This window comes from Micromonospora sp. NPDC002575, from assembly GCF_042889525.1.
In the GTDB taxonomy this organism is placed as follows: Bacteria; Actinomycetota; Actinomycetes; order Mycobacteriales; family Micromonosporaceae; genus Micromonospora; species Micromonospora carbonacea.
The window spans coordinates 124,884-147,254 of record NZ_JBIARA010000008.1; the positions used below are offsets into that span (position 1 = coordinate 124,884).

Sequence of the window (22,371 nt, forward strand, 5' to 3'; positions counted from 1 at the left end):
GCCTCTGGACCCGCACGACTTGGAGAGATCATGTCTGAAGTGACCCGAAGGAACGTGCTCAAGGCCGGGGCGGCGGGGGCCGGGGCCGCGCTGGTGCCGGCCGCGTGGAGCGCCGTCGCCCGCGCCGACTCGGCGGCGCCTGCGCAGGCGCTGGCCGCCGGTGACATGGCGCTGTGGTACGACGAGGGCGCCGGCACCGACTGGCTGCGCGCGCTGCCCATCGGCAACGGACGCCTCGGCGCGATGGTCTTCGGCAACGTCGACACCGAGCGGCTGCAACTCAACGAGGACACCGTCTGGGCCGGCGGCCCGTACGACTCCGCCAACACCCGGGGCGCGGCCAACCTGGCCGAGATCCGCCGCCGCGTCTTCGCCGACCAGTGGTCCTCGGCGCAGGACCTGATCAACCAGACGATGATGGGCACGCCGGGCGGCCAGCTCGCCTACCAGACCGTCGGCAACCTCCGGCTCGCCTTCGGCTCGGCCAGCGGCGCGTCGCAGTACAACCGCACCCTCGACCTCACCACCGCCACCGTCACCACGACGTACGTGCTGGGCGGCGTCCGCTACCAGCGTGAGGTGTTCGCCAGCGCCCCCGACCAGGTGATCGTGCTGCGGCTGACCGCCGACCGGGCCAACTCGATCACGTTCACCGCCACCTTCGACAGTCCGCAGCGGACGACCATGTCGAGCCCGGACGCCAACACGATCGCCGTCGACGGCATCTCCGGCAGCATGGAGGGCGTCAACGGGTCGGTGCGCTTCCTCGGCCTGGCCCACGCGATCGCGACCGGCGGCACGGTCAGCAGCTCCGGCGGCTCCCTGCGGGTCTCCGGGGCGACGAGCGTGACCGTGCTGATCTCGATCGGCTCCAGCTACGTCAACTACCGCACCGTCAACGGCGACTACCAGGGCATCGCCCGCACCCGGCTCAACGCCGCCAAGGGCGTGGCCATCGACCAGCTCCGCAGCCGCCACGTCGCCGACTACCAGGCGCTGTTCAACCGGGTGACGATCAACCTGGGGCGCACCGCCGCCGCCGACCAGCCCACCGACGTGCGGATCGCCCAGCACGCGAGCGCCAACGACCCGCAGTTCGCCGCGCTGCTGTTCCAGTTCGGGCGCTACCTGCTGATCTCCTCCTCGCGGCCGGGCACCCAGCCGGCCAACCTGCAGGGCATCTGGAACGACTCCCTGGCCCCGTCCTGGGACTCGAAGTACACCATCAACGCCAACCTGCCGATGAACTACTGGCCGGCCGACACGACGAACCTGTCCGAGTGCTTCCTGCCGGTCTTCGACATGATCAAGGACCTGACGGTGACCGGCGCGCGCGTCGCCCAGGCCCAGTACGGCGCCGGCGGCTGGGTCACCCACCACAACACGGACGCGTGGCGGGGCGCGTCCGTCGTCGACGGGGCCCTGTGGGGCATGTGGCAGACCGGCGGCGCGTGGCTGGCCACGCTGATCTGGGAGCACTACCTGTTCACCGGCGACCTCGGCTTCCTCCAGGCCAACTACCCGGCGCTGAAGGGCGCCGCGCAGTTCTTCCTCGACACCCTGGTCGCCCACCCGACGCTCGGCTACCTGGTCACGAACCCGTCGAACTCGCCGGAGCTGGCGCACCACTCGAACGCCAGCGTCTGCGCGGGCCCCACCATGGACAACCAGATCCTGCGCGACCTGTTCGACGCCGCGGCCAGGGCCAGCGAGACGCTGGGCGTCGACACCACCTTCCGGTCGCAGGTGCGCACCGCCAAGGACCGGCTGCCACCGAACCGGATCGGCTCGCGCGGCAACGTCCAGGAGTGGCTGGCCGACTGGGTGGAGACCGAGCGGACCCACCGGCACGTCTCCCACCTGTACGGCCTGCACCCCAGCAACCAGATCACCAAGCGCGGCACCCCGGCGCTGCACGAGGCCGCGCGCAGGACGCTGGAGCTGCGCGGCGACGACGGGACCGGCTGGTCCCTCGCCTGGAAGATCAATTTCTGGGCCCGGCTGGAGGACGCGGCCCGCGCCCACAAGCTGTTCAAGGACCTGGTGCGCACCGACCGGCTCGCGCCGAACATGTTCGACCTGCACCCGCCGTTCCAGATCGACGGCAACTTCGGGGCCACCTCCGGCATCGCCGAGATGCTGGTGCAGAGCCACGCCGGGGAGCTGCACGTGCTGCCCGCGCTGCCGACGGCGTGGCCCACCGGGCAGGTCACCGGCCTGCGCGGCCGGGGCGGCTACACCGTCGGCGTGGCCTGGACCAACAGCCAGATCGACGAGATCGCCATCCGCGCCGACCGCGACGGCACGCTGAAGCTGCGCGCCCGGCTGCTCACCGGCAGCTTCACCCTCGTCGACGTCACCGACGGCAGCACGCCCGCCGTCACCCGGCCGGAGACGGACGTCGTCGCGCTCACCGTCCGCGCCGGCCACACCTACCGGGCGGCGCGGCCCGGCGTCACGCCGTCACCGACCCTGACCCCCACTCCCACGCCGACCCCCACCACCACGCCCACCGGGTCGCCGACGCCGACGCCGACCCCGCCGCCGACCAGCTCGCCGCCGTCGTCGGGCGCGCGGGCGACGTACGCGGTGACGGGCTCCTGGTCGGGCGGCTTCCAGGGCGAGGTCACCGTCACCGCCGGCGCGACCGCGATCCGGGGTTGGACGGTCTCCTGGACGTTCCCCAACGGCCAGGTGATCAGCCAGATCTGGGGTGGCTCGCACACCCAGAGCGGGTCGAACGTGACGGTGCGCAACGTCGACTACAACGGGGCGCTGGCCGCCGGCGCCTCCACCACGTTCGGCTTCATCGCCACGACGACCGGGACCAACAACCCGCCGACGAACCTCACCTGCACCACCACCTGACCGGAGCGGGGCGCGCTCCCGCGCCGGGCGGCCTTGGGCGCTGCCCGGGCGGGGCGCGCCCCGCCCCGCCCGTCCTCAGAGCGGGTTGAGGCGGGCCCTGAGCAGGCAGAACTCGTTGCCCTCGGGGTCGGCGAGGACGTGCCAGGACTCCTCGCCCGTCTGGCCGATGTCGGCCCGGCGCGCCCCGAGCGCGAGCAGCCGTTCGAGCTCGGCGTCCTGGTCGCGGTCGGTGGCGTTGACGTCGATGTGCAGCCGGGGCTTCGCCGGCTCCGGCTCGTCGGTGGGGGCGAGGATGATCGTCGGCTGCGGGCCGCCGAACCCCTCGCGCGGCCCGATCTCGATGCTGCCGTCGCCCTCGCGGTCGAGCACCACGTAGTCCAGGACCTCGCACCAGAACCGCGCCAGCACCTCGGGGTCGCGGCAACTGAGCACGAGTTCGCTGATCCGACAGGCCATCGACGCCACCTAACAGTGAGGGAACACGCCTCGCGCTCCCGGCGGCGGGAGCACGCCGGAGACCGTAGCGGGCGGGGCGGGCGGGCGCGACGGGTTTTCAGCCCGCGCCGGGCCCGCCGGTGAGGACCACGTGCAGGTTACGGGGGCCGTGGACGCCCTCGACCCGGTCGAGTTCGATGTCGCTGGTGGCCGACGGCCCGCTGATCCAGGTCAGGGGCCGGCGCGGGTCGAGGCGGGCGAGGGCGTCCGGCACGGCGGCGACGACCTGGTCGGCCCGCAGCACGCACACGTGCACGTCGGGCAGCAGGGTGACGACCCGCCGGCCCTGGTCCGGGGCCCCGTCGAGCACGATGGTGCCGGTCTCGGCGACGGCCACGGCCGCCGCCGTGACCACGCCGTCGACCGTGGCGATCCGCGCGGCGTCGAGGCCGTCGTCGGTCACGACGTCGACGCCGGGCGGCAGCCAGTGCGGCGGCAGCCCGGGTGGCACCACGACCCGCCGGCCGCCGAGCACCTCGTCGACGACCCGGGCGACGTCGGCGTCCGCGCACCGGTGCACGGTCGCCCGGTAGTCGGTGAGCCGGTCCGCGAGCACGTCCAGGTCGGCGGCCACGGCGCCGGCGGGCCGGTAGTCCCGGGGCGCCTCGGCCGGCGCGGGCGCGGGTGCGGCCAGCGCGGCCCGCAGGCGGCCGAGGATCACGTCGCGGGCGGTCACCGGTCGGCCCACCACTGGCGGAAGGTCTGCGGCGGGGGTTCCGGCAGGTCGCGGCTGGCCGTCCAGCCCGACAGCGGCGGGGGCAGGCCGCGCCCGCGCGGGCCGGCGAGCCGCCCCAGCTTCGCGGCGCGCTGCGCAGCCGCGTACAGGGCGGGATGGTCCATCGTGTACGCGGCGGCGGCCATCGCCGCCGCCTCGCCCCTGGGGTGGGGGGCCCGGCCGCGCAGGTGCACCAGGATCGACGGGATGTCGATCATCACGGGGCAGGCGTCGTAGCAGGCGCCGCAGAGCGACGACGCGTACGGCAGGGAGGCGTTGTCCGCGACGCCGGTGAGCTGCGGGGAGAGCACCGCGCCGATGGGCCCCGGGTAGACCGACCCGTAGGCGTGCCCGCCGGTGCGCTCGTAGACGGGGCAGACGTTGAGGCAGGCCGAGCAGCGGATGCAGTGCAGCGCCTCCCGGCCGACCGGGTCGGCGAGCACGGCGCTGCGGCCGTTGTCGAGCAGCACCAGGTGGAACGCCTGCGGGCCGTCGCCCGGGGTGACGCCCGTCCACATCGAGGTGTACGGGTTCATCCGCTCCCCCGTCGACGCCCGCGGCAGCAGTTGCAGGAAGACCTCCAGGTCACGCCAGGTCGGCACGACCTTCTCGATGCCCATGACGGTGATCAGGGTCTGCGGCAGGGTGAGGCACATCCGCCCGTTGCCCTCGGACTCGACGACGGCGAGGGTGCCGGTCTCGGCGACGGCGAAGTTCGCCCCGGACACGGCGACCCGGGTGCTCAGGAACGTCTCGCGCAGGTGCCGGCGCGCGGCGGCGGCCAGGGCCGCCGGCTCGTCGGTGAGCGCCGGGTCGACGCCCGGCATCTCGCGGAGGAAGATCTCCCGGATCTCGGCGCGGTTGCGGTGGATCGCCGGCACCAGGATGTGGCTGGGCCGGTCGTCGCCGAGCTGCACGATCAGCTCGGCGAGATCGGTCTCGACCGGCTCGATCCCGGCGTCCGCCAGGGCCTCGTTGAGGCCGATCTCCTGGGTGGCCATCGACTTGACCTTCATCACCCGGTCGACGCCGGCCGCCCGGACCAGGTCGGTGACGACCCGGTTGGCCTCGACCGCGTCGGCGGCCCAGTGCACCGTCCCGCCGGCCCGGCCGACCGCCGCCTCCAGCTGCTCCAGCAGCTCGGGCAGGCGGGCCATGGTGTCGGTCTTGATCGCACGGGCGGCGGCCCGCAGCTGCGGCCAGTCGGGCACCTCGCCGATCACGGCGGCCGACCTGGCGCGGATGGTGCTGGTCGCGTGGCCCACGTTGCGGCGCAGCTGGGCGTCGGCCAGCGCCCGCCGGGCGGCGACGGGGAACGGCTCGTCGCCGCGCAGGCGTCCGACGCCGGGCGGGGCGGTGGCGGGCATGCCGAGGAAGGTCTCCGTCATCGCGCGCCCCCGGTGGCCGGCGTCGCGACCGCCCCGCCGGCCGGGTTCGCCTCGGTGCTGGCCAGGATCTCGGCCAGGTGCACGGTGCGCACGTCGGCGCGCAGCCGGGACAGCCCGCCGCCGATGTGCAGGAGGCAGGAGGCGTCGCCGGCCGTGCACACGTCGGCCCGGGTGGCCAGCACGTGGCGCATCTTGTCGGCGAGCATCGCCGTCGAGGTGTCGGCGTTCTTCACCGCGAAGGTGCCGCCGAAGCCGCAGCACTGCTCCGCCTGCGGCAGCTCCACCAGCTCCAGCCCGCGCACGGCGCGCAGCAGGCGAAGCGGCCGGTCGGCCACCCGTAGCATCCGCAGCGAGTGGCAGGTCGGATGGTACGTCACCCGGTGCGGGTAGTAGGCCCCCACGTCGGTGACCCCGGCCACGTCGACGAGGAACTCGGACAGCTCGTACGTGCGGGCGGCGACCTCCTCGGCCCGGCCGGCGAGCCGCTCGTCGCCCGCCCGGCGGGCCACCGTGGCGTGCTGGTGGCGCACCGAACCCACGCACGACCCGGAGGGCGCCACCACCACGTCGTACGGGGCGAAGACCCGCACGTGCCGGCGGACCAGCCGCAGCGCGTCGTCCGGGTAGCCGGTGTTGACGTGCATCTGCCCGCAACACGTCTGGCGCTCGGGGAAGACGACCTCGTGGCCGAGGCGCTCCAGCAGCCGCACCGTCGCCACCGCCGCCTGCGGGAACAGGGTGTCGGCCAGGCAGGTCACGAACAGCGCGACGCGCATCCTCCACCACCCATCCGCTCCTGCGCGGCCTGCCAGGCCGCCTGGTCGCCCCTCGGCTCGTACCGGACGGGGTGCCGGGTCTCGCGCTTCAGGCCCCGCAGCGCGGGCGGGTCGCCGCCGACCGCGCCGGCCGCCCGCGCCTGCACCGGGATGTTACCCAACGCGGCGGCCCCGACCGGCCCCGCGACCACCGGCAGCCCGCCGGCGTCGGCGGTGCAACGGCGCGGATCGCTGCCGGGTCCTCGCGCCGGGGCCGGCGCTGTTCCTGCCAGGTCGCGCCCGACCGGGGTCGCCGGGGGCGGTGGCCGTGCCCGCCCCCGGCGACGGCTCACAACGCCCGGAAGGAGTGGTACTCGCCGGCCGGGAAGGTGCGCAGGGTGCCCAGCCCCACCGCCGCGCCCGTGCAGTCGGCGCTGCGGAACGCGAGGACCTGCGCCACGCCGCCGGCGGCGGCCAGGGAGTCGGCGCTCGCCGGGAACGCCGTGCAGGCGCCGTCGGGCTCGGCGACGTGCAGCACCGGCGTGGCGAACGTGCCCTGGTAGAAGGTCAGGCCCGCGCCGGCCGACGCGGCGTGCGCCGGCAGCGCCATCGCGGCGGTGGCCCCCGCCACGGCGGCCAGGCCCACGGCGGTACGAACGATCCGCTTCCTCATGCTGTTGCCTCCTGTGCTCGACCAGCTGTCGGTGTTCCTCAGGTCACCATCCACCGGGACGGGTGCGGTCTCCACCGGCACGCACGGTGATTTAATCGACAAACTCGGATGCCATGGCCGTTGAATCCGGCGGCGTCGCCCACGTGTCACCCACCGATCGGCAGGATCGGGCGTCGGTCCGGGCCGGCCTCGTCACAACTGCCGCCCCGACGCGTCCCGGGCGACGATGCCGTCCAGCCGCCGGCCGGGAGGCAGCGCCTGCGGCGGGAACCAGAAGACCACCACGTCGGGGTCCTCGCTCCACCGGGCCAGCCTCGCCGCGACGGCGCGCCCGTCGACCGTGCCGGTGATCTGCGCGGCGGGCCCCACGAAGTATCCGAACGTGGGCACCGGGTCGTCGGGCAGGAGCCTGGCCGATGGTTCGTACCCGATCTGGTGGAAGCCCGGCCGCCGGTCGCCGCCCGCGATGTCGTTCGCCAGGTGGTCCGGGGTCAGCCGGCCGTCAGGGGCACGCCGGCCGGCGACGAGCCCCACCGTCACGCCCGGCGCGTCGGGCACGGCGACCGAGGTGAAGTAGAACACCCGCTCGTCGTCGCCGTACCGGATCCCGGTCCGGACGATCTCGCCGAGCGCCTGCCTGCGGGGTGGCTCCGTGGCGGCGGCGGTCGGGTCGGTCGATGGGGTCGCCGGCGCGGTCGCCGGCGCGGTCGCGGCCGGCTCGGCCCCCCAGGGCGGCGGCTCGGCCCGCCGGAGCGCGACCGTGGTCCCGACGATCGCCACCACGACGGCGAGCATGACCGCGCCGCTGCGCGCCGCCCGGCGGCGACGCAGCCGACGGCCCTTTCGCATGATCGCCTCGACGTCGAACCGGTCCCCCCGGCCCCGCTCCGTGCTGCGCATGGCCGCGCGGAGGCGGTCTGCCTCGTTCATCGGCTTCCTCCAGGGGACGTCGGCGCCTCGACAAGGGTCTGCCGCAGCTTCTCCAGGGCGCGGGAACTGGTGCTCTTGACCGTGCCCAGCGAGACCCCGAGTTCGCGGGCGACCTGCAGTTCCGGGAGGTCGAACAGGTAGCGCAGCACCACGATCGCCCGCTCCCGCGCGGTGAGCGTGCCGAGCGCCACCTGCAGGAGACGTCGGGCGGTCACCTCCTCCGCGACGTCGCCCCGCTGCCGGTGCGGCAGCTCGTCGGTGGGCTGCTCCCGGATCGGCCGCCGCCAGTTGTCGATGATGTGGTTGACCAACACCTGTCTCGTGTACGCGTAGGGGTCGTCGCGGCGCACCCGCGCCCACGAGGCGTAGGTGCGGACCAGGGCGGTCTGCGTGGCGTCCTCGGCCTGGTGATGGTCACCGGTCAGCAGGAACGCCGCGTGCGCCAGCCGCCCGGAGGCCGCCTGGACGAACTCGACGAACTCCGGGTCACCTCTGGCCATCGCCGTCCCTCATCTGCCTCACGCCCTCCTCCGACGGGTGACACCCCGGAAAGGTTGAGCCGTCGGCGGACCAACTTTCGCAGCCGGCCGCCCGTCCCCTCTGCCGCGTGCCCCGACCGGGGACACCGGCAGAAGGAGGACCATGGCTCCGAACCCGTCCGCTGCGCTCGCCCGCAGGGCTGCCGCCACGTCGTCGACCGTGACGCTGGTGGCCGTGCTGCTGGCCGGCTGCGCGCCCGCCCCCGCCGCACCGGCCCCACCGGCCCCCGTGTCCTCCGGGGGCGCGCCGGCCGCCGCCGCGCCCCCCGCGCCGCCGCCCTCCCCGCCCGTCAGCTATCCCGCCGGGGGCGGCAACCGGTGGGACTTCGCCGCCGGCGAGGCTGCCCCGGGAGCGGGGCGCGGCCGGCTGCTGCGCTACCGGGTGGCGGTCGAGCGCGACATCCGGGGCATCCCCGTGGCGGGGTTCGCCGCCGAGGTCACCCGGATCCTCTCCGACCCGCGGGGCTGGACCGCGGGCGGGACGTGGCGGCTGCGCCGGGTCGGCCCCGGTCAGCGGGCCGACTTCACCGTCCACCTGGCGACCCCCGACACCCGGGACCTGCTCTGCCAGGACGACCCGGACGGCTACACCTCCTGCCGCAACGGCGACCGGGTGGTCCTCAACGTGGCCCGCTGGGTCAAGGGGGCGCCCGGCTTCGGCACGGACCTCGCCCACTACCGTCGGTACGTGGTCAACCACGAGGTCGGCCACCGGCTCGGCATGGGCCACCAGCTGTGCCCCGGGCGGGGCCGCCCCGCGCCGGTGATGCAGCAGCAGACGCTCGGGCTGCACGGCTGCACGGCCAACGGGTGGCCGTACCCGAACGGCAGGCTCCACTCCGGGCCGCCCGGCGCCTACGCCGATCCGATCCCGCCCCGCGACCAGGGTCGGCCGGCGCAGCCGCCGCGTCAGAAGTCCTCGTCGAAGCCGACCGTCCCGGTCACCCCGATCTGGTAGGCCGACACCCGCCGCTCGAAGAAGTTCGACAGCTCCTGCACGTCCTGCAACTCCATGAACGCGAACGGGTTGCGGCTGTGGTACATGGGCTCGATGCCGAGCCTGGCCAGCCGCCGGTCGGCCACGTGCTGGAGGTACTCGCGCATGTCGGCCAGCGACAGCCCGGACACGCCCTGCTCCAGCAGGTCGGCGGCGAACTGCGCCTCGCACTCCACGGCCTCGGCCAGCATCCGCCGCACCTGCCGCGCCAGCTCCGCGTCGAACAGCTCCGGCTCCTCGGCGCGCACGGTGTCCACCACGTCAAAGGCGAACTCCATGTGCATCGACTCGTCGCGGAACACCCAGTTGGTGCCGGAGGCCAGCCCGTGCAGCAGCCCCCGGGAACGCAGGAAGTAGACGTAGGCGAAGGCGCCGTAGAAGAACAGCCCCTCGATGCAGGCGGCGAAGCAGATGAGGTTGAGCAGGAACGCCCGCCGGTCCTCGCGCGTCCGCAGCTCCCGCAGCGCGTGGATCGAGTTGATCCAGGTGAAGCAGAACTCGGCCTTGCGGGCGATCGACGGGATGTTCTCCACCGCCGCGAACGCGGCGAACCGTTCCCGCTCGTCCGGCACGTAGGTGTCCAGCAGGTTCAGGTAGAACTGGACGTGCACCGCCTCCTCGAACAGCTGCCGGGACAGGTAGAGCCGGCCCTCCGGGGAGTTGATGTGCTGGTAGAGGTTGAGCACGAGGTTGTTGGCGACGATGGTGTCGCCGGTGGCGAAGAACGCGACCAGCCGGGACACCAGGTGCTGCTCCGCCGGGGAGAGCCGGGCGAGGTCGGCGAGGTCGGAGTGCAGGTCGACCTCCTCGACGGTCCAGGTGTTCCTGATCGCGTCCTTGAACCGGTCGAAGAACCGCGGGTAGCGCATCGGCCGCAGGGTCAGGTCCATCCCGGGGTCGAGCAGCAGGGACCGCTCGCCGGCGGCGGGGTGGGGTTCGGAAACGGTGGTCACTGGCACGCCTCGCAGCTCTCGGGGTTCTCCAGGGAGCAGGCCAGCGCCTCGTCGGCGCTCACCGCGACGACCGGCCCGGTGGCCGGGGCGACCGCGACGGTGGCCTGCTGGATCCGGGTCGCGGGACGCGACCGCAGGTAGTAGGTGGTCTTGAGCCCGGACTTCCAGGCGTACAGGTACATCGAGGAGAGCTTGCCGATGGTCGGCGCGCTCAGGAACAGGTTGAGCGACTGCGACTGGTCGACGTACGGGGCGCGGGCGGCGGCCAGGTCGATCAGCGCGCGTTGCGGCAGCTCCCACGCCGTGCGGAACAGGCTCCGCACCGCCTCGGGCAGCTCGGTGAGGCCCTGCACCGAGCCCTCGTCCCGCTTGATCCGCTCGCGGACCGCCGGGGTCCACAGCCCGCGCGCCTTCAGCTCACGGACCAGGTACGTGTTGACCTGGAGGAACTCGCCGGACATGGTCTCGCGCTTGAACAGGTTGGACACCTGCGGCTCGATGCACTCGTAGCAGCCGGCGATCGAGGCGATGGTGGCGGTCGGCGCGATCGCGACCAGCAGCGAGTTGCGCAGGCCGTGCGCGGCGATCCGCCCGCGCAGCGCGGCCCACCGCGACGCCTGGGTGACCCGCGCGCCCCACAGGTCCGGGTGCAGCTCGCCCTTGGCGGCCCGGGTCTGCGGGTACGCCGGGTGCGGGCCGAAGCGCTCGGCGAGCCCGGCGGAGGTCTCCAGCGCGGTCAGGAAGATCTCCTCCTGCACCCGGGCCGACAGCTCGCGCGCCTCGGGCGAGTCGAACGGCAGGCGCAGGGTGAACAGCGCGTCCTGCCAGCCCATCAGCCCGAGCCCGACGGGCCGCCAGCGCGGGTTCGACGCCGCCGCCTGCGCCGCCGGGTAGTAGTTGATGTCGATCACCCGGTCGAGGAACACCACCGCCGTGCGGACCGTGGCGCGCAGCCGCTCCCAGTCGACGCCGCCGGCGTCGACGTGCGCGCCCAGGTTGACCGAGCCGAGGTTGCACACCGCCGTCTCGTCGTCGTCGTTGACCTCCAGGATCTCGGTGCACAGGTTCGACAGGTGGACCACGTTGCCCGGCTCGCCGGTCTGGTTGGACAGCCGGTTGCTCGCGTCCTTGAACGTCATCCACCCGTTGCCGGTCTGCGCGAGCGTGCGCATCATCCGCCCGTACAGGTCGCGGGCCCGGACGGTGCGGACGGCCTTCTTCTCCGCCGCCCGGTACGCGGAGTCGAACGCCTCGCCGTAGAGGTCGGGCAGCTCGGGGGCGTCGGACGGGTCGATCAGCGACCAGTCGCCGTCGGCCTCGACCCGGCGCATGAACTCGTCGGGGATCCAGTTGGCCAGGTTCAGGTTGTGGGTACGCCGGGACTCCTCGCCGGTGTTGTCCCGCAGCTCCAGGAACTCCTCGACGTCCGGGTGCCACGGCTCCAGGTAGACACAGGCCGCGCCCTTGCGCCGCCCGCCCTGGTTGACCGCCGCCACCCCGGCGTCGAGCGTCTTGAGGAACGGCACGATCCCGTTCGAGCGCCCGTTGGTGCCCCGGATCAGCGCGCCCCGGCCCCGCACCCGCGACCAGGAGATGCCGATGCCGCCGGAGAACTTCGACAGCTTCGCCACCTGGTGGTAACGCTCGTAGATCGAGTCGAGCTCGTCGCGCGGCGAGTCGACCAGGAAGCACGACGACATCTGGGTGTGCCGGGTGCCGGAGTTGAACAGCGTCGGCGAGCTCGGCAGGTACGCCAGGCTGGACATCAGCCGGTAGAAGTCGACCGCCTCCCCCGCCGTCTGCGACAGCCCGCAGGCCACCCGCAGCAGCCAGTACTGCGGCGTCTCCACCACCAGCCGGGTCCGCGGGTGCCGCAGCAGGTAACGGTCCGCGACCGTGCGCAGGCCGAAGTACTCGAACCGCAGGTCACCGGCCGGGTCGACGGCGTCGTCCAGCTCGCGGGCGTGCGCGGCCACGAACGCGGCCGTGTCGTCGCCGATCAGGCCGAGGCCGTGGGCGTACCGGATGGACTGGCTGAAGCTGTCGACCTCCTGCCCGCGGACCTCCTCGGCCACGTACGCGGCCAGCAGCCGGGCCGCCAGCTTCGAGTACTGCGGCTCCTCGCCGATCAGCTCCGCGGCCGTCTGGATCGACAGCTTGTCCAGCTCGGCGGTGGTCGCCCCGTCGTACAGGCCGCTGATCGTCCTCGTCGCCACCCGCAACGGATCGACCTCGTCCAGGTCGGCGACCCAGCGCTCGACCGCCTTGACGATCTTGTTGACGTCCACCGGCTCGGTGTCGCCGTCTCGCTTCCGCACCTGCATGACGTGCCGGCGTTGCTCCGGCCCCGCCAGCTCCCGCGTCCCGCTCATGTTCGTCCTCCTGACGCCCGTCCCCGAGGTCGAGGGCGCGCGGGAGGACGCCGCCGGCCACCCGCGGTGGCACACTTCGCCGCCGCTGCCGGCTGATGGCGTCGGCCGTCCCACGCGGCCTTCGACCGCCGCACGCGTCGCGTGCGGCACGCTGGCAGGTCTTCGGACTCGCGGGCGTCGTGCTCGATGCCTACTGGCCGTCGCTTCCCAGGCCCGGCCGGGCCCAGTGCTTCGTTGACGGCGGTCGTTCCCACTCACCGCTGCGGGGCAGCCCCGGACTCACACCGGGTTCCCTCTTGCCTCGACCACCGTGGACCGATGGCCGAACCAGCTACGGGTGACACCATATATGGGCACAAGGCGAAGATGGCAACACCAGATGATGGGTCGGGCGAGTCGCCGCGCAGCGTAACTCCACACTCGCGCCAGGTGAGCGGCAAAGCGAGCCGCGGGCGGCCGGGAAGGCGAAATGGACCGGCAGGGCGTGAAGGAGTTCGGCGACGCGTTCTTCGCCGGCATGCCCGACCTGCGACACCCCCTCGTCGAGCTGGTCGCGGACGGCGACCTCGTGGCGCTGCCGGACCGGCTGACCATCATGCGACAGATCGGCGCCCTGCCGTCGTAGCCGGACGCCAGCCGCCGGGGCGGCACCTAAGTCGCCCGCCCCGGCGGCGGCCGGATCGGGAAGTCGAATGACAGATGTGACTCCCCCGGCCACCGCACAGCATTGGTGCGGCAACCACTCGAACGGGCGACAGGAGCATTCACGCCATGCAGACGATCCTCATCACCGGCGCCTCCTCCGGATACGGGCGGGAGACCGCCCGGCACTTTCTCGCGCAGGGGTGGAACGTCATCGCCACCATGCGGACGCCGCGCGCGGACGTCCTGCCCGAGTCGGACCGGCTCCGCGTCCTGGAGCTCGACGTGACCAGGCCCGACACGATCACCGCCGCGTTCGCCGCGGCGGGGCCCATCGACGCCCTGGTCAACAACGCCGGCATCGGGCTGATCGGCGTCTTCGAGGGCACGCCCATGGCCCGGGTCCGGGAGATCTTCGAGACCAACACCTTCGGGGTGATGGCGACCACCCAGGCGGTGCTGCCGCAGTTCCGCGAGCGCGGGTCCGGCGTCGTGGTCAACGTGACCTCCAGCGTGGTGCTCGGCCACATGCCGCTCTCGGCCGTCTACAAGGCCAGCAAGATGGCCATCGAGGGGTTCACCGCGTCCCTCGCCCTGGAGCTCGCGGAGTTCGGCGTGCGGGCCAGGACCGTCGAGCCGGGCGCCTGCCTGACGACGAACTTCGCCGCCGGTGCCACGAACAACATCGACGTCACCACCTCGCTGGAGGGGTTGGTCCCGGCGCCCTACGAGCCCTTCGCGAAGAAGGCCCTCGGCGGCTTCGTCAACCAGGACCTGTTCACCCGGGAGAGCGATGTCGCCGAGACGGTGTGGCGGGCCGTCCACGACACCACCGGCCAGCTGCGCTTCCCCGCCGGCCCCGACGCCCTCTGGCTCGACCAGGCGAGGTGATCGACCGGACCGCGCGGTGCGGCGCGGTCCGCCGGTCCGGCCCCGCGCGTGCGGGGCCGGACCGCCGCGCCACATCGTCACCAACACGTCGGCCGGCATTCCTGACGTCATTCCCGGCAGCCGTGCCGCCCGAGTGATTGGACCGCCCTGTGACCTGCCTGGCCAACGACACCGACACCGACACCGACATCCGCATCCGTGAGCTGCTCGCCGCGCACGGCACGCCACTGACCCGGTTCGTCCACGGCCTGACCAACAGCCACCGGCAGACCGCCGAGGACGTCATCCAGGAGACCCTGCTGCGGGCGTGGCGTCACCTCGACTCGCTGCCGCCCGACAGCGACGGCCGAAGGCGACGCTGGCTGTTCACCGTCGCCCGGCGGCTCGTCATCGACGAGGCCCGACGGCGGCAGGCCCGCCCGGTCGAAGTCGCCACGCAGACGGACCAGGAGTGCGGCGCGACCGGCGACGACACCGCCGACACCGCGATCGCGAACCAGGCGCTGCGGGACGCGGTCGGCCGGCTCAGCGCCGGCCACCGCCGCGTGCTGCACGAGGTCTACTTCCGCGACCGCACGGCCCACGAGATCGCCGCCGACCTGGGCGTCCCGGTCGGCACCGTGCGCTCCCGCGTCTACTACGCGCTGCGCGCCCTCCGCGCCGCGGTGGCCGAAGGCTGACCCGGGGACGGCCGGCGCCGACCCCCGGCGGCGGGGTCACGGACGGCGGGCCGGCCCGCAGGGTGCGCGGGCCGGCCCGGATCCGGGTGGCGGCCGGCTAGGAGGTCCTCAGGCTCCACTGCTGGTTCGCGCCGCCGTTGCACGACCACAGGACGATCTTCGTGCCGTTGGCGGTGGCGGCGCCGCTGGCGTCCAGGCAGAGCCCCGACGCGACGCCCGTGATGGTGCCGTTGGCGTTGACGTTCCACTGCTGGTTGCTGCCGCCGTTGCAGTCCCAGATCACGACCGTGGTGCCGTTGCTGGTGCCCTGGCCGTAGGCGTCCAGGCACTTGTTGCCGTACACCTGGAGCTGGCGGCTCGACGTGTAGGTCCACCGCTGGTTGCTGCCGCCGCCGCAGTCGAAGAGCTGCACCTGCGTGCCGTTGGTCGTCGTCGAGTTCGGCACGTCCACGCAGCGGTTGGACTGCGCGCCGACGATGGCGCCCTGCTGGCCGTTCCCGCCGTTGGCCGGGGGCGGCGGCGCCACCACGGCCGGCGCGGCCGACACGACGGTGGCGCGGTCCAGCGCGACGGGGCCGTTGCCGACGACCCGTACCCGCACGACGTGCTGCCCCTGGGTGAGGGCCCCGCTGTTGAAGAGCGCCACGTTGCCGCGGCGGGCGGACGCCTGGAAGCTGACCGTCTGCTCCGGGCCGCCGTCGACCGACACGGCGGCCGAGCCGTGCGACGGGTCCTGCACTCCAAACAGCACCACGCGGTTGCCGGTGACGGTGAGGGTGGCCGTGTCGCCGGCCGTGCCGCTGCGGGTGTAGTCCTTGCTGAAGGTCTGGTTGTCCCCGACGGCCTGCCAGCTCCCCGCGTAGGTGAAGCTCTGCCGGTCGTTGACGTCGACCGGGAAGCCGAACGTGTACGCGCCGCTGGTCGGCACGGTCGGGTCGGTGAACGCGGTCGTGTTCACGGTGACGCTCGCCGACGTCAGGCCCGGCGCGGACGCCGTCAGCGTCACCGCGCCGGTCTGGCCCAGCGCGCTCTTGACGTACACCGCGCCGGTGCCGGCCTCCAGGGCCAACGGGCTCTCCCCCACGACCGCCCCGGGCCCGGTGACGCTGAACGACACGGGGGCGCTGTTGGTGGGCACCACCTGGTTGTTGCTGTCCAGGGCCCTGACCACGACGCGGGTCATGTCCCCGCCGTCGGCCTTGATCGCGGAGTCGTCGGCCGTCAGCGTCAGCCGGGTCGCCGCGCCGGGGGTGTGCCGGGTGTCGGTGGCCACGACCTGTCCGCCGATCCAGCAGTCCGCCCGCAGTTGCCCGCTGCTCACGGTGATCCCGGTGAACTGGAACATCGGGTGCGGCAGGCTCGTGTACGCGTTGGGGTTGACGCGCCCGCGGGACGCGCCGTTGACGAACAGCTCGACCTGCTGGCAGTTGCCGCCGACAAGGACGGTGCCGCTGGAGACGCCGGGCGTCCACTGGCTGGCGATCGACACGTACGGCCCGTACAGCGCGGGGTCGCGCTGCGAGGCGTACGCGGCGGCGGCGATCTTCGGGATCCGGAAGATGTCCGAGACGCCGTGGTAGCAGGTGTAGTCCTGGCAGGACGGCGGGGTGACGAACGTGGTGTTGTAGTCGAACGCCGCCCAGCCCAGCGCCCCGGCCATGTTGGACCTGCCGGCGGCGGTGTTCTGCACGTTCAGGTGCACCTTCATCGTGTTGACCTGCGTCTGCTCCGGGTCCCACGACTTGTGCGGGGAGGTGTGCCCGACCGCCTCGGTGACCAGCCACGGCAGCACGGTCGGGGCCTCCGCGGTGCCCGAGAAGTCGTTGTAGGTGTAGACGTCCTCCAGCAGCTCGCTGCCCTTGAAGTTGCGCACGCCGCCCGTGGGACGCGACGGGTCGAGCTGCCGGGCCAGGTTGTTGGTGCGGGTGTAGAAGTTGTGGTTGTCGCCGGACTCGTTGATCCGCACCCCCCACAGCACGATCGACGGGTGGTTGCGGTCGCGCATCACCATCTCGCGGACGTTCTCCACCGCGATGTCCTGCCAGGCGGTGTTGCCGATGTGCTGCCAGCCGGGGATCTCCTCCATGACCAGCAGGCCGATCTCGTCGGCGCGGTCGAGGAACTCCGGGTCCTGCGGGTAGTGCGAGGTCCGCACGATGTTCGCGCCGAGCTCGTACTTGATGATGTCGGCGTCCTTGGCCTGGAGGCGGTTGGGCGCGGCCCGGCCGATGTAGGGGTAGGACTCGTGCCGGTTGAGCCCGCGCAGCTTCAACGCCTGGCCGTTGATGGAGAACTTGCCGTCGCTCTTGTTGAACTGGATGGTCCGGATGCCGAGCCGGGTCTTGTGCTCGTCCACGTAGGTGGCGCCGTCGCGCACCTGCGTGTAGACGGTGTAGAGGTACGGGCGGTCCGGGTGCCAGGTGGTGGGGTTGGCGATCGTGCTGGTGTTGTAGGCGAACTCGGCGGCCGACTGCGCGCCGATGGTCTGGGTGGCCGTGCCGGTGGCCACGACGTTGTTGGTGGCGTCGACGACCTGGGTGACGACGGTGACCGACCGGGACTGTGCGCTGTCGTTGCGCACCCGGGTCCTGGCGTTGACGGTGGTGGTGTTGGGGGTGGTCAGGTACGTCCAGTCCACGTGCACCGGGTCGGTGACGATCATGTTGACGTCGCGGACGATCCCGCCCCAGACGTAGTAGTCGATCGCGCCGCCCTCCGGCGGGATGTCGTTGCGGGTCATGGAGTCGACCTTCACCGCGATCACGTTGTCGGCGCCGCCGATGTTCAGGTACGGCGTGATGTCGTACGTGAAGGAGGTGTATGCGCCCTTGTGCTGGCCGACGAAGGTGCCGTTGACGTAGACGTCGGCGACCTTCGCGACGCCCTGGAACTCGACGGCGATCCGGCGGCCGGAGTACTGGGCGGGCAGCGTGAAGTGGCGGCGGTACCACGAGGCGGGCGCCTCGAAGTCACCCTTGGGGAAGCCCTTGTGCGGATGGGTCCGGAAGTAGGGCAGCGTCACGGGGACGAAGCCGCTCTCGTCCAGCCCCACGGCCTGCCCGGCGCCGCCGGGCACGTCGCCGGAGAACAGCCAGTGGGTGTTGAAGTTGAGCACGGACCGGTTGGACCCCTGCGGAACGTAGGGGGCGGCGGACGCCGGTCCCGGCGGCCCGATCAGCACGAGCGCGGCGGCGGTGACCAGCGCCGTGAGGGCAGCGGCTAGCTTTCGCATTGTCCTCCCCATTTCTCGGGAATGCGGGTTGAAGAGCCGGGCCATCCGGGCACCAGCGCCCGGCACCGGAGTCGACATCGGTGTTCCTCACCCCCGCGTGGCCGCCAGCACCGACTGACCGGGGACGGCCAGCTTGACGACGCCCGTCCGGGTGCAGGCGGGGCTGCTGCGGCACGTGCCCTCCCCCGCCTGGCGGAGGGTGACGGGAGCATGGCCAACGTAATTCGTATGACATCTGATGTCAATATCGCTACATGGGAGTACATCGATGAATGGGGCGGCTCGTCCTGCGGTCCGGACGGGCGGGCCGTACGGTCGGTCCAGGCGCGGTCGCGCCGGCTGCCACGCCGTCCAGACGTGAACGCATGTCGATCGGAGGACCCCGATGAGCCTGATCACGACAGTCGCCGCCGGCCTGGCCGCGACCGCGCTGGGCAGCACGCTGCTCGGCACCCCGGCCGCCACGCTGGCCGTCGACGGTCACTGCAAGGCCCAGTTCGGCATCGGCCAGTGGCGCGACTTCGGCTGCACCGCGTCGGCCACCGGCGGCGCCGGCGACTACCGCTACACGTGGCAGCCGCTGACGCCGTTCACGGGCCTCTACGCCGACCAGGGCCCGGCGAGCAGCGGATACTGTTCGGCGTACGCCGACGTCATCGTGCGGGTGACGGTCGCCAGCGGCGCCGAGACCGCCAGCGCCGACATCCGGTTCCCCTGCTTCTGAGGGGCGCCCGGATCACCGGCCGAGCCGGGCCAGCCCGGCGGCGAGCAGGGCCGGGCACGGCAGCGTCCACCGCCTCGAAACCGGAGCCGACGGTCATCCCCTCCGCGCTCACGGGCAGCTTGTAGTAGCCCAGCGCCTCGCAGGAGGTCAGATGAATGAGGCCGCGGGACGTACCGGCGGCGTAGCCAGGAGGCGTCTCCACCGTCCGACCGGCCCGGCCGCCCTTCGTCGCCGGCCTGTCCGGCCGGGCATCACCCCGCAGGCTGGTGGCGACACCCGAGTTCCGGATCCACCGCCCGATCGATGGTGTCGGTGCGACGATGGGGGGCGTGGGAACTCCGAGAACCGCCCCGCCCGCCGTCTCGCCGCTCACCGGCGAGCCGATCAAGCGCGCCGACGCCGAGCGGCTCGCGGGGGTGCTGAAGGCGATCGCCGACCCGGCCCGGCTGCGGCTGCTCAGCCTGATCCAGTCCTCCCCGGAAGGCGAGGCGTCCGTCAGCGACCTCACCGCGCCGCTCGGGCTGTCCCAGCCGACCGTGAGTCACCACCTCCGGATCCTCACCGAGGCCGGCCTGCTCGAACGCGAGAAGCGCGGCGTCTGGGCGTACTACCGGCTGGTGCCGTCCGCGATCGCAGCCATCGCCGACCTGTTGACCCCGCCCCGCAAGCGGGCGACGCGGAAGGCCCGCTGAGCGGAGCACCCCGCACCCGACGCCCGCGGGGCCGCGGTGGCGGAGCCCCAGGCGGGCGGTGCCGGCACCGCGAGCGGACGCCGGCACCGCCCGACCTCGTCACCGCCTGGCTTCGCGCTTGGCCATCTGGGGCTGTTCGCCCTTTCCGACCCTACGCAGCGCCTCGCGCAGTTGATCCTCGGTCATCTTGGAATTGCCCTCGATGCCCGCATCGTGGGCCTTCTGGCGAAGGTCGTGCAATTGTTCGCGGTCAGCCATGTCCGTCCCCCCGTGCTGCGGTGGCGCGGGCGGCTCCGCGCGCCACTGTCGCCCGCCGTCTTCCCTACGGTGGCGCAGCGCAAACGGCGTGCGCCGGCACCTACGCCTACCAGCCTGTCAGCAGCAGGTGGTTGATCGTCAGGGCCACCCCCGCCTGCACGGCGAGCCACGTGCGGCGGTCGGCGGGCGGGATCAGCGCCGCCCCGGCCATGAGCCAGGCGGTGAACGGCAGCCAGATGCGTTCGACCTCGGCCTTGCTGTAGCCGGACAGGTCCGCGGCGACGATGGCCGCCGTGGCGGCGAGGGGCAGCAGCCAGGTCGCCTGCTCCGCGCCCGGCCGCCGCCGCGCGACGGCCCGCCAGCCGGCCAGCACCGCACGGCGCAGCAGCACGGCCGCCGCCGGACCCGCCGCGGCGACCACGAGCGCCAGGTTGGCCCAGACCCAGTAGCCGTACGCGCGATCGGCGGCGATGCCCTGGTAGTAGCGCTCGACGACCAGGTGGTAGCCGGTGGGCCAGCCGAAACCGGCGGCCGTGAACGCGGCCACGACCGGTGCCGCTCCGGCGAACGCCCAGCCCACGGTGCGCCGGTGCCGGCCCGCCAGCACGACGACCGCCAGGGCGACCGGGGCCATCAGGACGAGCCCGTAGGAGAGGTAGCAGCCGAGCGCCAGCAACGCGCCACCGGCGACCGCGCCCACGGCACGCCCCCGGGTGACGCCGTGCGCCAGCAGGGCGACGCCGGTGGCGGTCACCCCGGCGAACAGCCCGTCGGCCGACACCCCGGACCAGACCGCACCGGGGAACAGCACCGCGAACGGCAGCACGGCACGGGCCGCCGCGCCGCTGCCGAGCAGCCGTACGGTGTGCGGCACGGCGACGGCGACGAGCGCCGCGGCCAGGATGCACAGCACCCCGGCCCAACCGCCGCCGCCCAGCCCGACCCGGTCGAGCCAGACGAAGACGAGCAGCGCACCCGGCGGGTGGCCGGACACGTGCGTGGTCCAGGAGTCCGGCTGGAAGTCGAGAATCCGGGTGGTGAACTCCGCCAGCATGGCGGGGATGTCGGTCACGCCGGGGACCTCGTGCAGATACTCGTGGACGGTGGTGAGCCGCCCGGCGACGCCGCGCCGCCAGCCGTCGACCAGGGCGAGCGACAGCGTCCAGGCCACGGCGGTGGCGTAGGACAGCGCGAGCAGCGGCCGCCAGGGCAGCCGGGCGGCCAGCGCCGGCCCGCGCCAACAGACCAGCCCGGCCAGCAGCAGCGCCGCCGGTGTGCCGGGGCCGACGTGCGGCAGCCAGTGCGCCGACAGCGGAGCCGCGCTGGCGTACACCGGGCGGCCCAGCGCGTACAGCACGCCGCCGGTGACGCCGGCCGCCGCGAACAGGCCGAGTGCGGCGGCGGCGGCGATCAGGTCGGCCCGCGGCGGACGCCGCCCCCGCTCCGTCGGGGTAGGCGACACCGCGCTCGGCAGCCGGACGCTCATCCGCGCAGCGGCGCGTGGGCGAACTCCGCGATGCCGTCGGCGAGCCCCACGGCGGCCCGGAACCCGAGTTCGGTCTCGGCCCGGACGGGCGAGGCGACCACGTGCCGCACGTCGCCGAGCCGGAATTCGCCGGTGACCACCGGCGGGGGCCCGCCGGCGGCCCGCGCCAGCTCCGTGGCCAACTGGCCGACGGTGGCCGGGCGACCGGAGGCGACGTTGTACGCGCGCCAGCCCGTGCGCGTGCCGGTCGCCTCCAGCGCGGCGAGGTTGGCCGCCGCCACGTCGCGGACGTGCACGAAGTCGCGGCGTTGGCCGCCGTCCTCGAACACCCGCGGCGCCCGCCCGGCCTCCAGCGCGGAGCGGAAGATCGCCGCGACCCCGCTGTACGGCGTGTCGCGGGGCATCCCGGGCCCGTAGACGTTGTGATAGCGCAGCGCCACGACGGTGCCGCCGGTCTGCCGGGCCCAGGCCGCCGTGAGGTGTTCCTGGGCGACCTTCGTGGCGGCGTACACGCTGCGCGGGTCCAGCGGGGCCTCCTCGTCGACCAGCCCCGGGGCGACGGCGGCGCCGCAGCTCGGGCAGACCGGCTCGAAGTGACCGGCGGCCAGGTCGGCGACGCTTCGCGGCGCGGGGCGGACCGCACCGTGCCCGGCGCAGGCGTACGCGCCCTCGCCGTAGACGACCATGGAGCTGGCGAGCACGAGCCGGTGCACGCCCGCGCGGGCCATCGCGGCGAGCAGGACCGCCGTGCCGAGGTCGTTGCAGCCGACGTACTCGGGCAGGTCGTCCAGGTCGACGCCGAGGCCGACCATCGCCGCCTGGTGGACCACCACGTCGACGCCGGCCAGGACGCCGGCGACGGCGGGCCGGTCCCGCAGGTCGAGCCGGACGAGCGGGGCCCCCGCCACGGTGTCCGGCAGCGGCGAGCGGTGTGCGCCGGGATGACCGGCGTCCGCGACGGTCACCCGGTGGCCGGCGTCGTGCAGGGCGGTCACGACGTGGGTTCCGATGAATCCGGCGCCGCCGGTAACGAGTACGTGGGTCACGGCGCCGACGGTAGAGCCGGGACGCGGCCATCCGC

General features: G+C 73.4%; 21 protein-coding genes and 1 riboswitch. Of the genes, 7 read left to right on the forward strand and 14 right to left on the reverse strand.

Annotated features, from left to right (window positions below):
• Positions 1–30 precede the first annotated feature (30 nt).
• Entirely contained in the window at positions 31–2,868 is a 2,838-nt protein-coding gene (locus ACFYWL_RS14775) for a glycoside hydrolase N-terminal domain-containing protein (protein WP_386972311.1), read from the forward strand.
• A 75-nt stretch (positions 2,869–2,943) separates the two neighbouring features.
• Here ACFYWL_RS14775 and ACFYWL_RS14780 read toward each other — a convergent pair whose 3' ends face one another.
• From ACFYWL_RS14780 to ACFYWL_RS14815, 8 genes are all read right to left on the reverse strand, one after another.
• Positions 2,944–3,324: a VOC family protein gene (locus ACFYWL_RS14780; RefSeq protein WP_386972314.1), complete on the reverse strand. Its 381-nt coding sequence runs from the start codon at positions 3,322–3,324 to the stop codon at positions 2,944–2,946.
• 97 nt (positions 3,325–3,421) lie between these two features.
• A complete protein-coding gene (locus ACFYWL_RS14785; protein ID WP_386972317.1) occupies positions 3,422–4,039 on the reverse strand; it encodes a lactate utilization protein C in 618 nt (205 codons plus the stop codon).
• Positions 4,036–5,466, reverse strand: coding sequence for a lactate utilization protein B (locus tag ACFYWL_RS14790; protein WP_386972319.1), 1,431 nt, complete (start codon positions 5,464–5,466; stop codon positions 4,036–4,038). The genes ACFYWL_RS14785 and ACFYWL_RS14790 overlap by 4 nt, the downstream gene beginning before the upstream one ends.
• Positions 5,463–6,242, reverse strand: a complete 780-nt coding sequence (locus ACFYWL_RS14795) for a (Fe-S)-binding protein (RefSeq protein WP_386972322.1) — start codon at positions 6,240–6,242, stop codon at positions 5,463–5,465. Before ACFYWL_RS14795 ends, ACFYWL_RS14790 begins: the two co-directional genes overlap by 4 nt.
• Complete coding sequence (locus tag ACFYWL_RS14800; RefSeq protein WP_386972325.1) at positions 6,221–6,388, reverse strand: hypothetical protein; 168 nt, start codon at positions 6,386–6,388, stop codon at positions 6,221–6,223. Before ACFYWL_RS14800 ends, ACFYWL_RS14795 begins: the two co-directional genes overlap by 22 nt.
• A gap of 182 nt (positions 6,389–6,570) precedes the next feature.
• Positions 6,571–6,894 carry a hypothetical protein gene (locus ACFYWL_RS14805; RefSeq protein ID WP_386972327.1) on the reverse strand — a complete coding sequence of 108 codons (324 nt, stop codon included), beginning with the start codon at positions 6,892–6,894 and terminating at the stop codon, positions 6,571–6,573.
• Between the two features lie 192 nt (positions 6,895–7,086).
• Positions 7,087–7,824, reverse strand: coding sequence for a hypothetical protein (locus ACFYWL_RS14810; protein WP_386972329.1), 738 nt, complete (start codon positions 7,822–7,824; stop codon positions 7,087–7,089).
• Positions 7,821–8,324: a SigE family RNA polymerase sigma factor gene (locus ACFYWL_RS14815; protein WP_386972331.1), complete on the reverse strand. Its 504-nt coding sequence runs from the start codon at positions 8,322–8,324 to the stop codon at positions 7,821–7,823. Before ACFYWL_RS14815 ends, ACFYWL_RS14810 begins: the two co-directional genes overlap by 4 nt.
• A gap of 142 nt (positions 8,325–8,466) precedes the next feature.
• Here ACFYWL_RS14815 and ACFYWL_RS14820 point away from each other — a divergent pair, with 142 nt between their 5' ends.
• Positions 8,467–9,321 carry a DUF3152 domain-containing protein gene (locus ACFYWL_RS14820; protein ID WP_386972333.1) on the forward strand — a complete coding sequence of 285 codons (855 nt, stop codon included), beginning with the start codon at positions 8,467–8,469 and terminating at the stop codon, positions 9,319–9,321.
• Here the strand turns inward: ACFYWL_RS14820 and ACFYWL_RS14825 are convergent.
• Positions 9,273–10,313, reverse strand: a complete 1,041-nt coding sequence (locus ACFYWL_RS14825; RefSeq protein ID WP_386972335.1) for a ribonucleotide-diphosphate reductase subunit beta — start codon at positions 10,311–10,313, stop codon at positions 9,273–9,275. The two genes, ACFYWL_RS14820 and ACFYWL_RS14825, sit on opposite strands and share 49 nt — an antisense overlap.
• Positions 10,310–12,685 (reverse strand): ribonucleoside-diphosphate reductase subunit alpha, encoded by a 2,376-nt coding sequence (locus ACFYWL_RS14830; protein ID WP_386972338.1) that lies wholly within the window; start codon positions 12,683–12,685, stop codon positions 10,310–10,312. Before ACFYWL_RS14830 ends, ACFYWL_RS14825 begins: the two co-directional genes overlap by 4 nt.
• A gap of 135 nt (positions 12,686–12,820) precedes the next feature.
• A riboswitch (cobalamin riboswitch) is annotated at positions 12,821–13,032 on the reverse strand.
• 122 nt (positions 13,033–13,154) lie between these two features.
• Here ACFYWL_RS14830 and ACFYWL_RS14835 point away from each other — a divergent pair.
• The 3 genes from ACFYWL_RS14835 to ACFYWL_RS14845 all read left to right on the forward strand — a co-directional run bounded on the left by ACFYWL_RS14835 (position 13,155) and on the right by ACFYWL_RS14845 (position 14,898).
• Positions 13,155–13,310, forward strand: a complete 156-nt coding sequence (locus ACFYWL_RS14835) for a hypothetical protein (protein ID WP_386972341.1) — start codon at positions 13,155–13,157, stop codon at positions 13,308–13,310.
• Between the two features lie 146 nt (positions 13,311–13,456).
• Positions 13,457–14,218: an SDR family oxidoreductase gene (locus ACFYWL_RS14840; RefSeq protein ID WP_386972344.1), complete on the forward strand. Its 762-nt coding sequence runs from the start codon at positions 13,457–13,459 to the stop codon at positions 14,216–14,218.
• 149 nt (positions 14,219–14,367) lie between these two features.
• Positions 14,368–14,898 carry a sigma-70 family RNA polymerase sigma factor gene (locus tag ACFYWL_RS14845; protein ID WP_386972347.1) on the forward strand — a complete coding sequence of 177 codons (531 nt, stop codon included), beginning with the start codon at positions 14,368–14,370 and terminating at the stop codon, positions 14,896–14,898.
• 97 nt (positions 14,899–14,995) lie between these two features.
• On the opposite strand, the gene ACFYWL_RS14850 is transcribed toward ACFYWL_RS14845, so the two are convergent.
• Positions 14,996–18,130, reverse strand: coding sequence for a glycoside hydrolase family 2 TIM barrel-domain containing protein (locus tag ACFYWL_RS14850; RefSeq protein ID WP_386972350.1), 3,135 nt, complete (start codon positions 18,128–18,130; stop codon positions 14,996–14,998).
• Positions 18,131–18,515: 385 nt separating this feature from the next.
• Here ACFYWL_RS14850 and ACFYWL_RS14855 point away from each other — a divergent pair, with 385 nt between their 5' ends.
• Both ACFYWL_RS14855 and ACFYWL_RS14860 read left to right on the forward strand, forming a co-directional pair.
• Positions 18,516–18,854, forward strand: a complete 339-nt coding sequence (locus ACFYWL_RS14855) for a hypothetical protein (RefSeq protein WP_386972353.1) — start codon at positions 18,516–18,518, stop codon at positions 18,852–18,854.
• A 320-nt stretch (positions 18,855–19,174) separates the two neighbouring features.
• The gene (locus ACFYWL_RS14860; RefSeq protein ID WP_386972355.1) at positions 19,175–19,546 is read left to right on the forward strand and encodes an ArsR/SmtB family transcription factor; all 372 of its coding nucleotides are present in this window, start codon (positions 19,175–19,177) and stop codon (positions 19,544–19,546) included.
• Positions 19,547–19,645: 99 nt separating this feature from the next.
• Here ACFYWL_RS14860 and ACFYWL_RS14865 read toward each other — a convergent pair whose 3' ends face one another.
• From ACFYWL_RS14865 to ACFYWL_RS14875, 3 genes are all read right to left on the reverse strand, one after another.
• On the reverse strand, positions 19,646–19,804 hold the full coding sequence (locus tag ACFYWL_RS14865) for a hypothetical protein (RefSeq protein ID WP_386972357.1): 159 nt from the start codon (positions 19,802–19,804) through the stop codon (positions 19,646–19,648).
• Between the two features lie 106 nt (positions 19,805–19,910).
• Entirely contained in the window at positions 19,911–21,290 is a 1,380-nt protein-coding gene (locus ACFYWL_RS14870; protein ID WP_386972360.1) for a hypothetical protein, read from the reverse strand.
• The gene (locus ACFYWL_RS14875) at positions 21,287–22,336 is read right to left on the reverse strand and encodes an NAD-dependent epimerase/dehydratase family protein (RefSeq protein ID WP_386972362.1); all 1,050 of its coding nucleotides are present in this window, start codon (positions 22,334–22,336) and stop codon (positions 21,287–21,289) included. Before ACFYWL_RS14875 ends, ACFYWL_RS14870 begins: the two co-directional genes overlap by 4 nt.
• Between the last annotated feature and the right edge of the window lie 35 nt (positions 22,337–22,371).

Coding starts and splice junctions, on each gene's coding strand:
- ACFYWL_RS14855 (WP_386972353.1), top strand. CDS start 18,516: ATGAGCCTGATCACGACAGTCGCCGCCGGCCTGGCCGCGACCGCGCTG.
- ACFYWL_RS14810 (WP_386972329.1), bottom strand. CDS start 7,824: ATGAACGAGGCAGACCGCCTCCGCGCGGCCATGCGCAGCACGGAGCGG.
- ACFYWL_RS14830 (WP_386972338.1), bottom strand. CDS start 12,685: ATGAGCGGGACGCGGGAGCTGGCGGGGCCGGAGCAACGCCGGCACGTC.
- ACFYWL_RS14805 (WP_386972327.1), bottom strand. CDS start 6,894: ATGAGGAAGCGGATCGTTCGTACCGCCGTGGGCCTGGCCGCCGTGGCG.
- ACFYWL_RS14815 (WP_386972331.1), bottom strand. CDS start 8,324: ATGGCCAGAGGTGACCCGGAGTTCGTCGAGTTCGTCCAGGCGGCCTCC.
- ACFYWL_RS14775 (WP_386972311.1), top strand. CDS start 31: ATGTCTGAAGTGACCCGAAGGAACGTGCTCAAGGCCGGGGCGGCGGGG.
- ACFYWL_RS14780 (WP_386972314.1), bottom strand. CDS start 3,324: ATGGCCTGTCGGATCAGCGAACTCGTGCTCAGTTGCCGCGACCCCGAG.
- ACFYWL_RS14820 (WP_386972333.1), top strand. CDS start 8,467: ATGGCTCCGAACCCGTCCGCTGCGCTCGCCCGCAGGGCTGCCGCCACG.
- ACFYWL_RS14870 (WP_386972360.1), bottom strand. CDS start 21,290: ATGAGCGTCCGGCTGCCGAGCGCGGTGTCGCCTACCCCGACGGAGCGG.
- ACFYWL_RS14850 (WP_386972350.1), bottom strand. CDS start 18,130: ATGCGAAAGCTAGCCGCTGCCCTCACGGCGCTGGTCACCGCCGCCGCG.
- ACFYWL_RS14795 (WP_386972322.1), bottom strand. CDS start 6,242: ATGCGCGTCGCGCTGTTCGTGACCTGCCTGGCCGACACCCTGTTCCCG.
- ACFYWL_RS14790 (WP_386972319.1), bottom strand. CDS start 5,466: ATGACGGAGACCTTCCTCGGCATGCCCGCCACCGCCCCGCCCGGCGTC.
- ACFYWL_RS14860 (WP_386972355.1), top strand. CDS start 19,175: ATGGGGGGCGTGGGAACTCCGAGAACCGCCCCGCCCGCCGTCTCGCCG.
- ACFYWL_RS14840 (WP_386972344.1), top strand. CDS start 13,457: ATGCAGACGATCCTCATCACCGGCGCCTCCTCCGGATACGGGCGGGAG.
- ACFYWL_RS14865 (WP_386972357.1), bottom strand. CDS start 19,804: ATGGCTGACCGCGAACAATTGCACGACCTTCGCCAGAAGGCCCACGAT.
- ACFYWL_RS14835 (WP_386972341.1), top strand. CDS start 13,155: ATGGACCGGCAGGGCGTGAAGGAGTTCGGCGACGCGTTCTTCGCCGGC.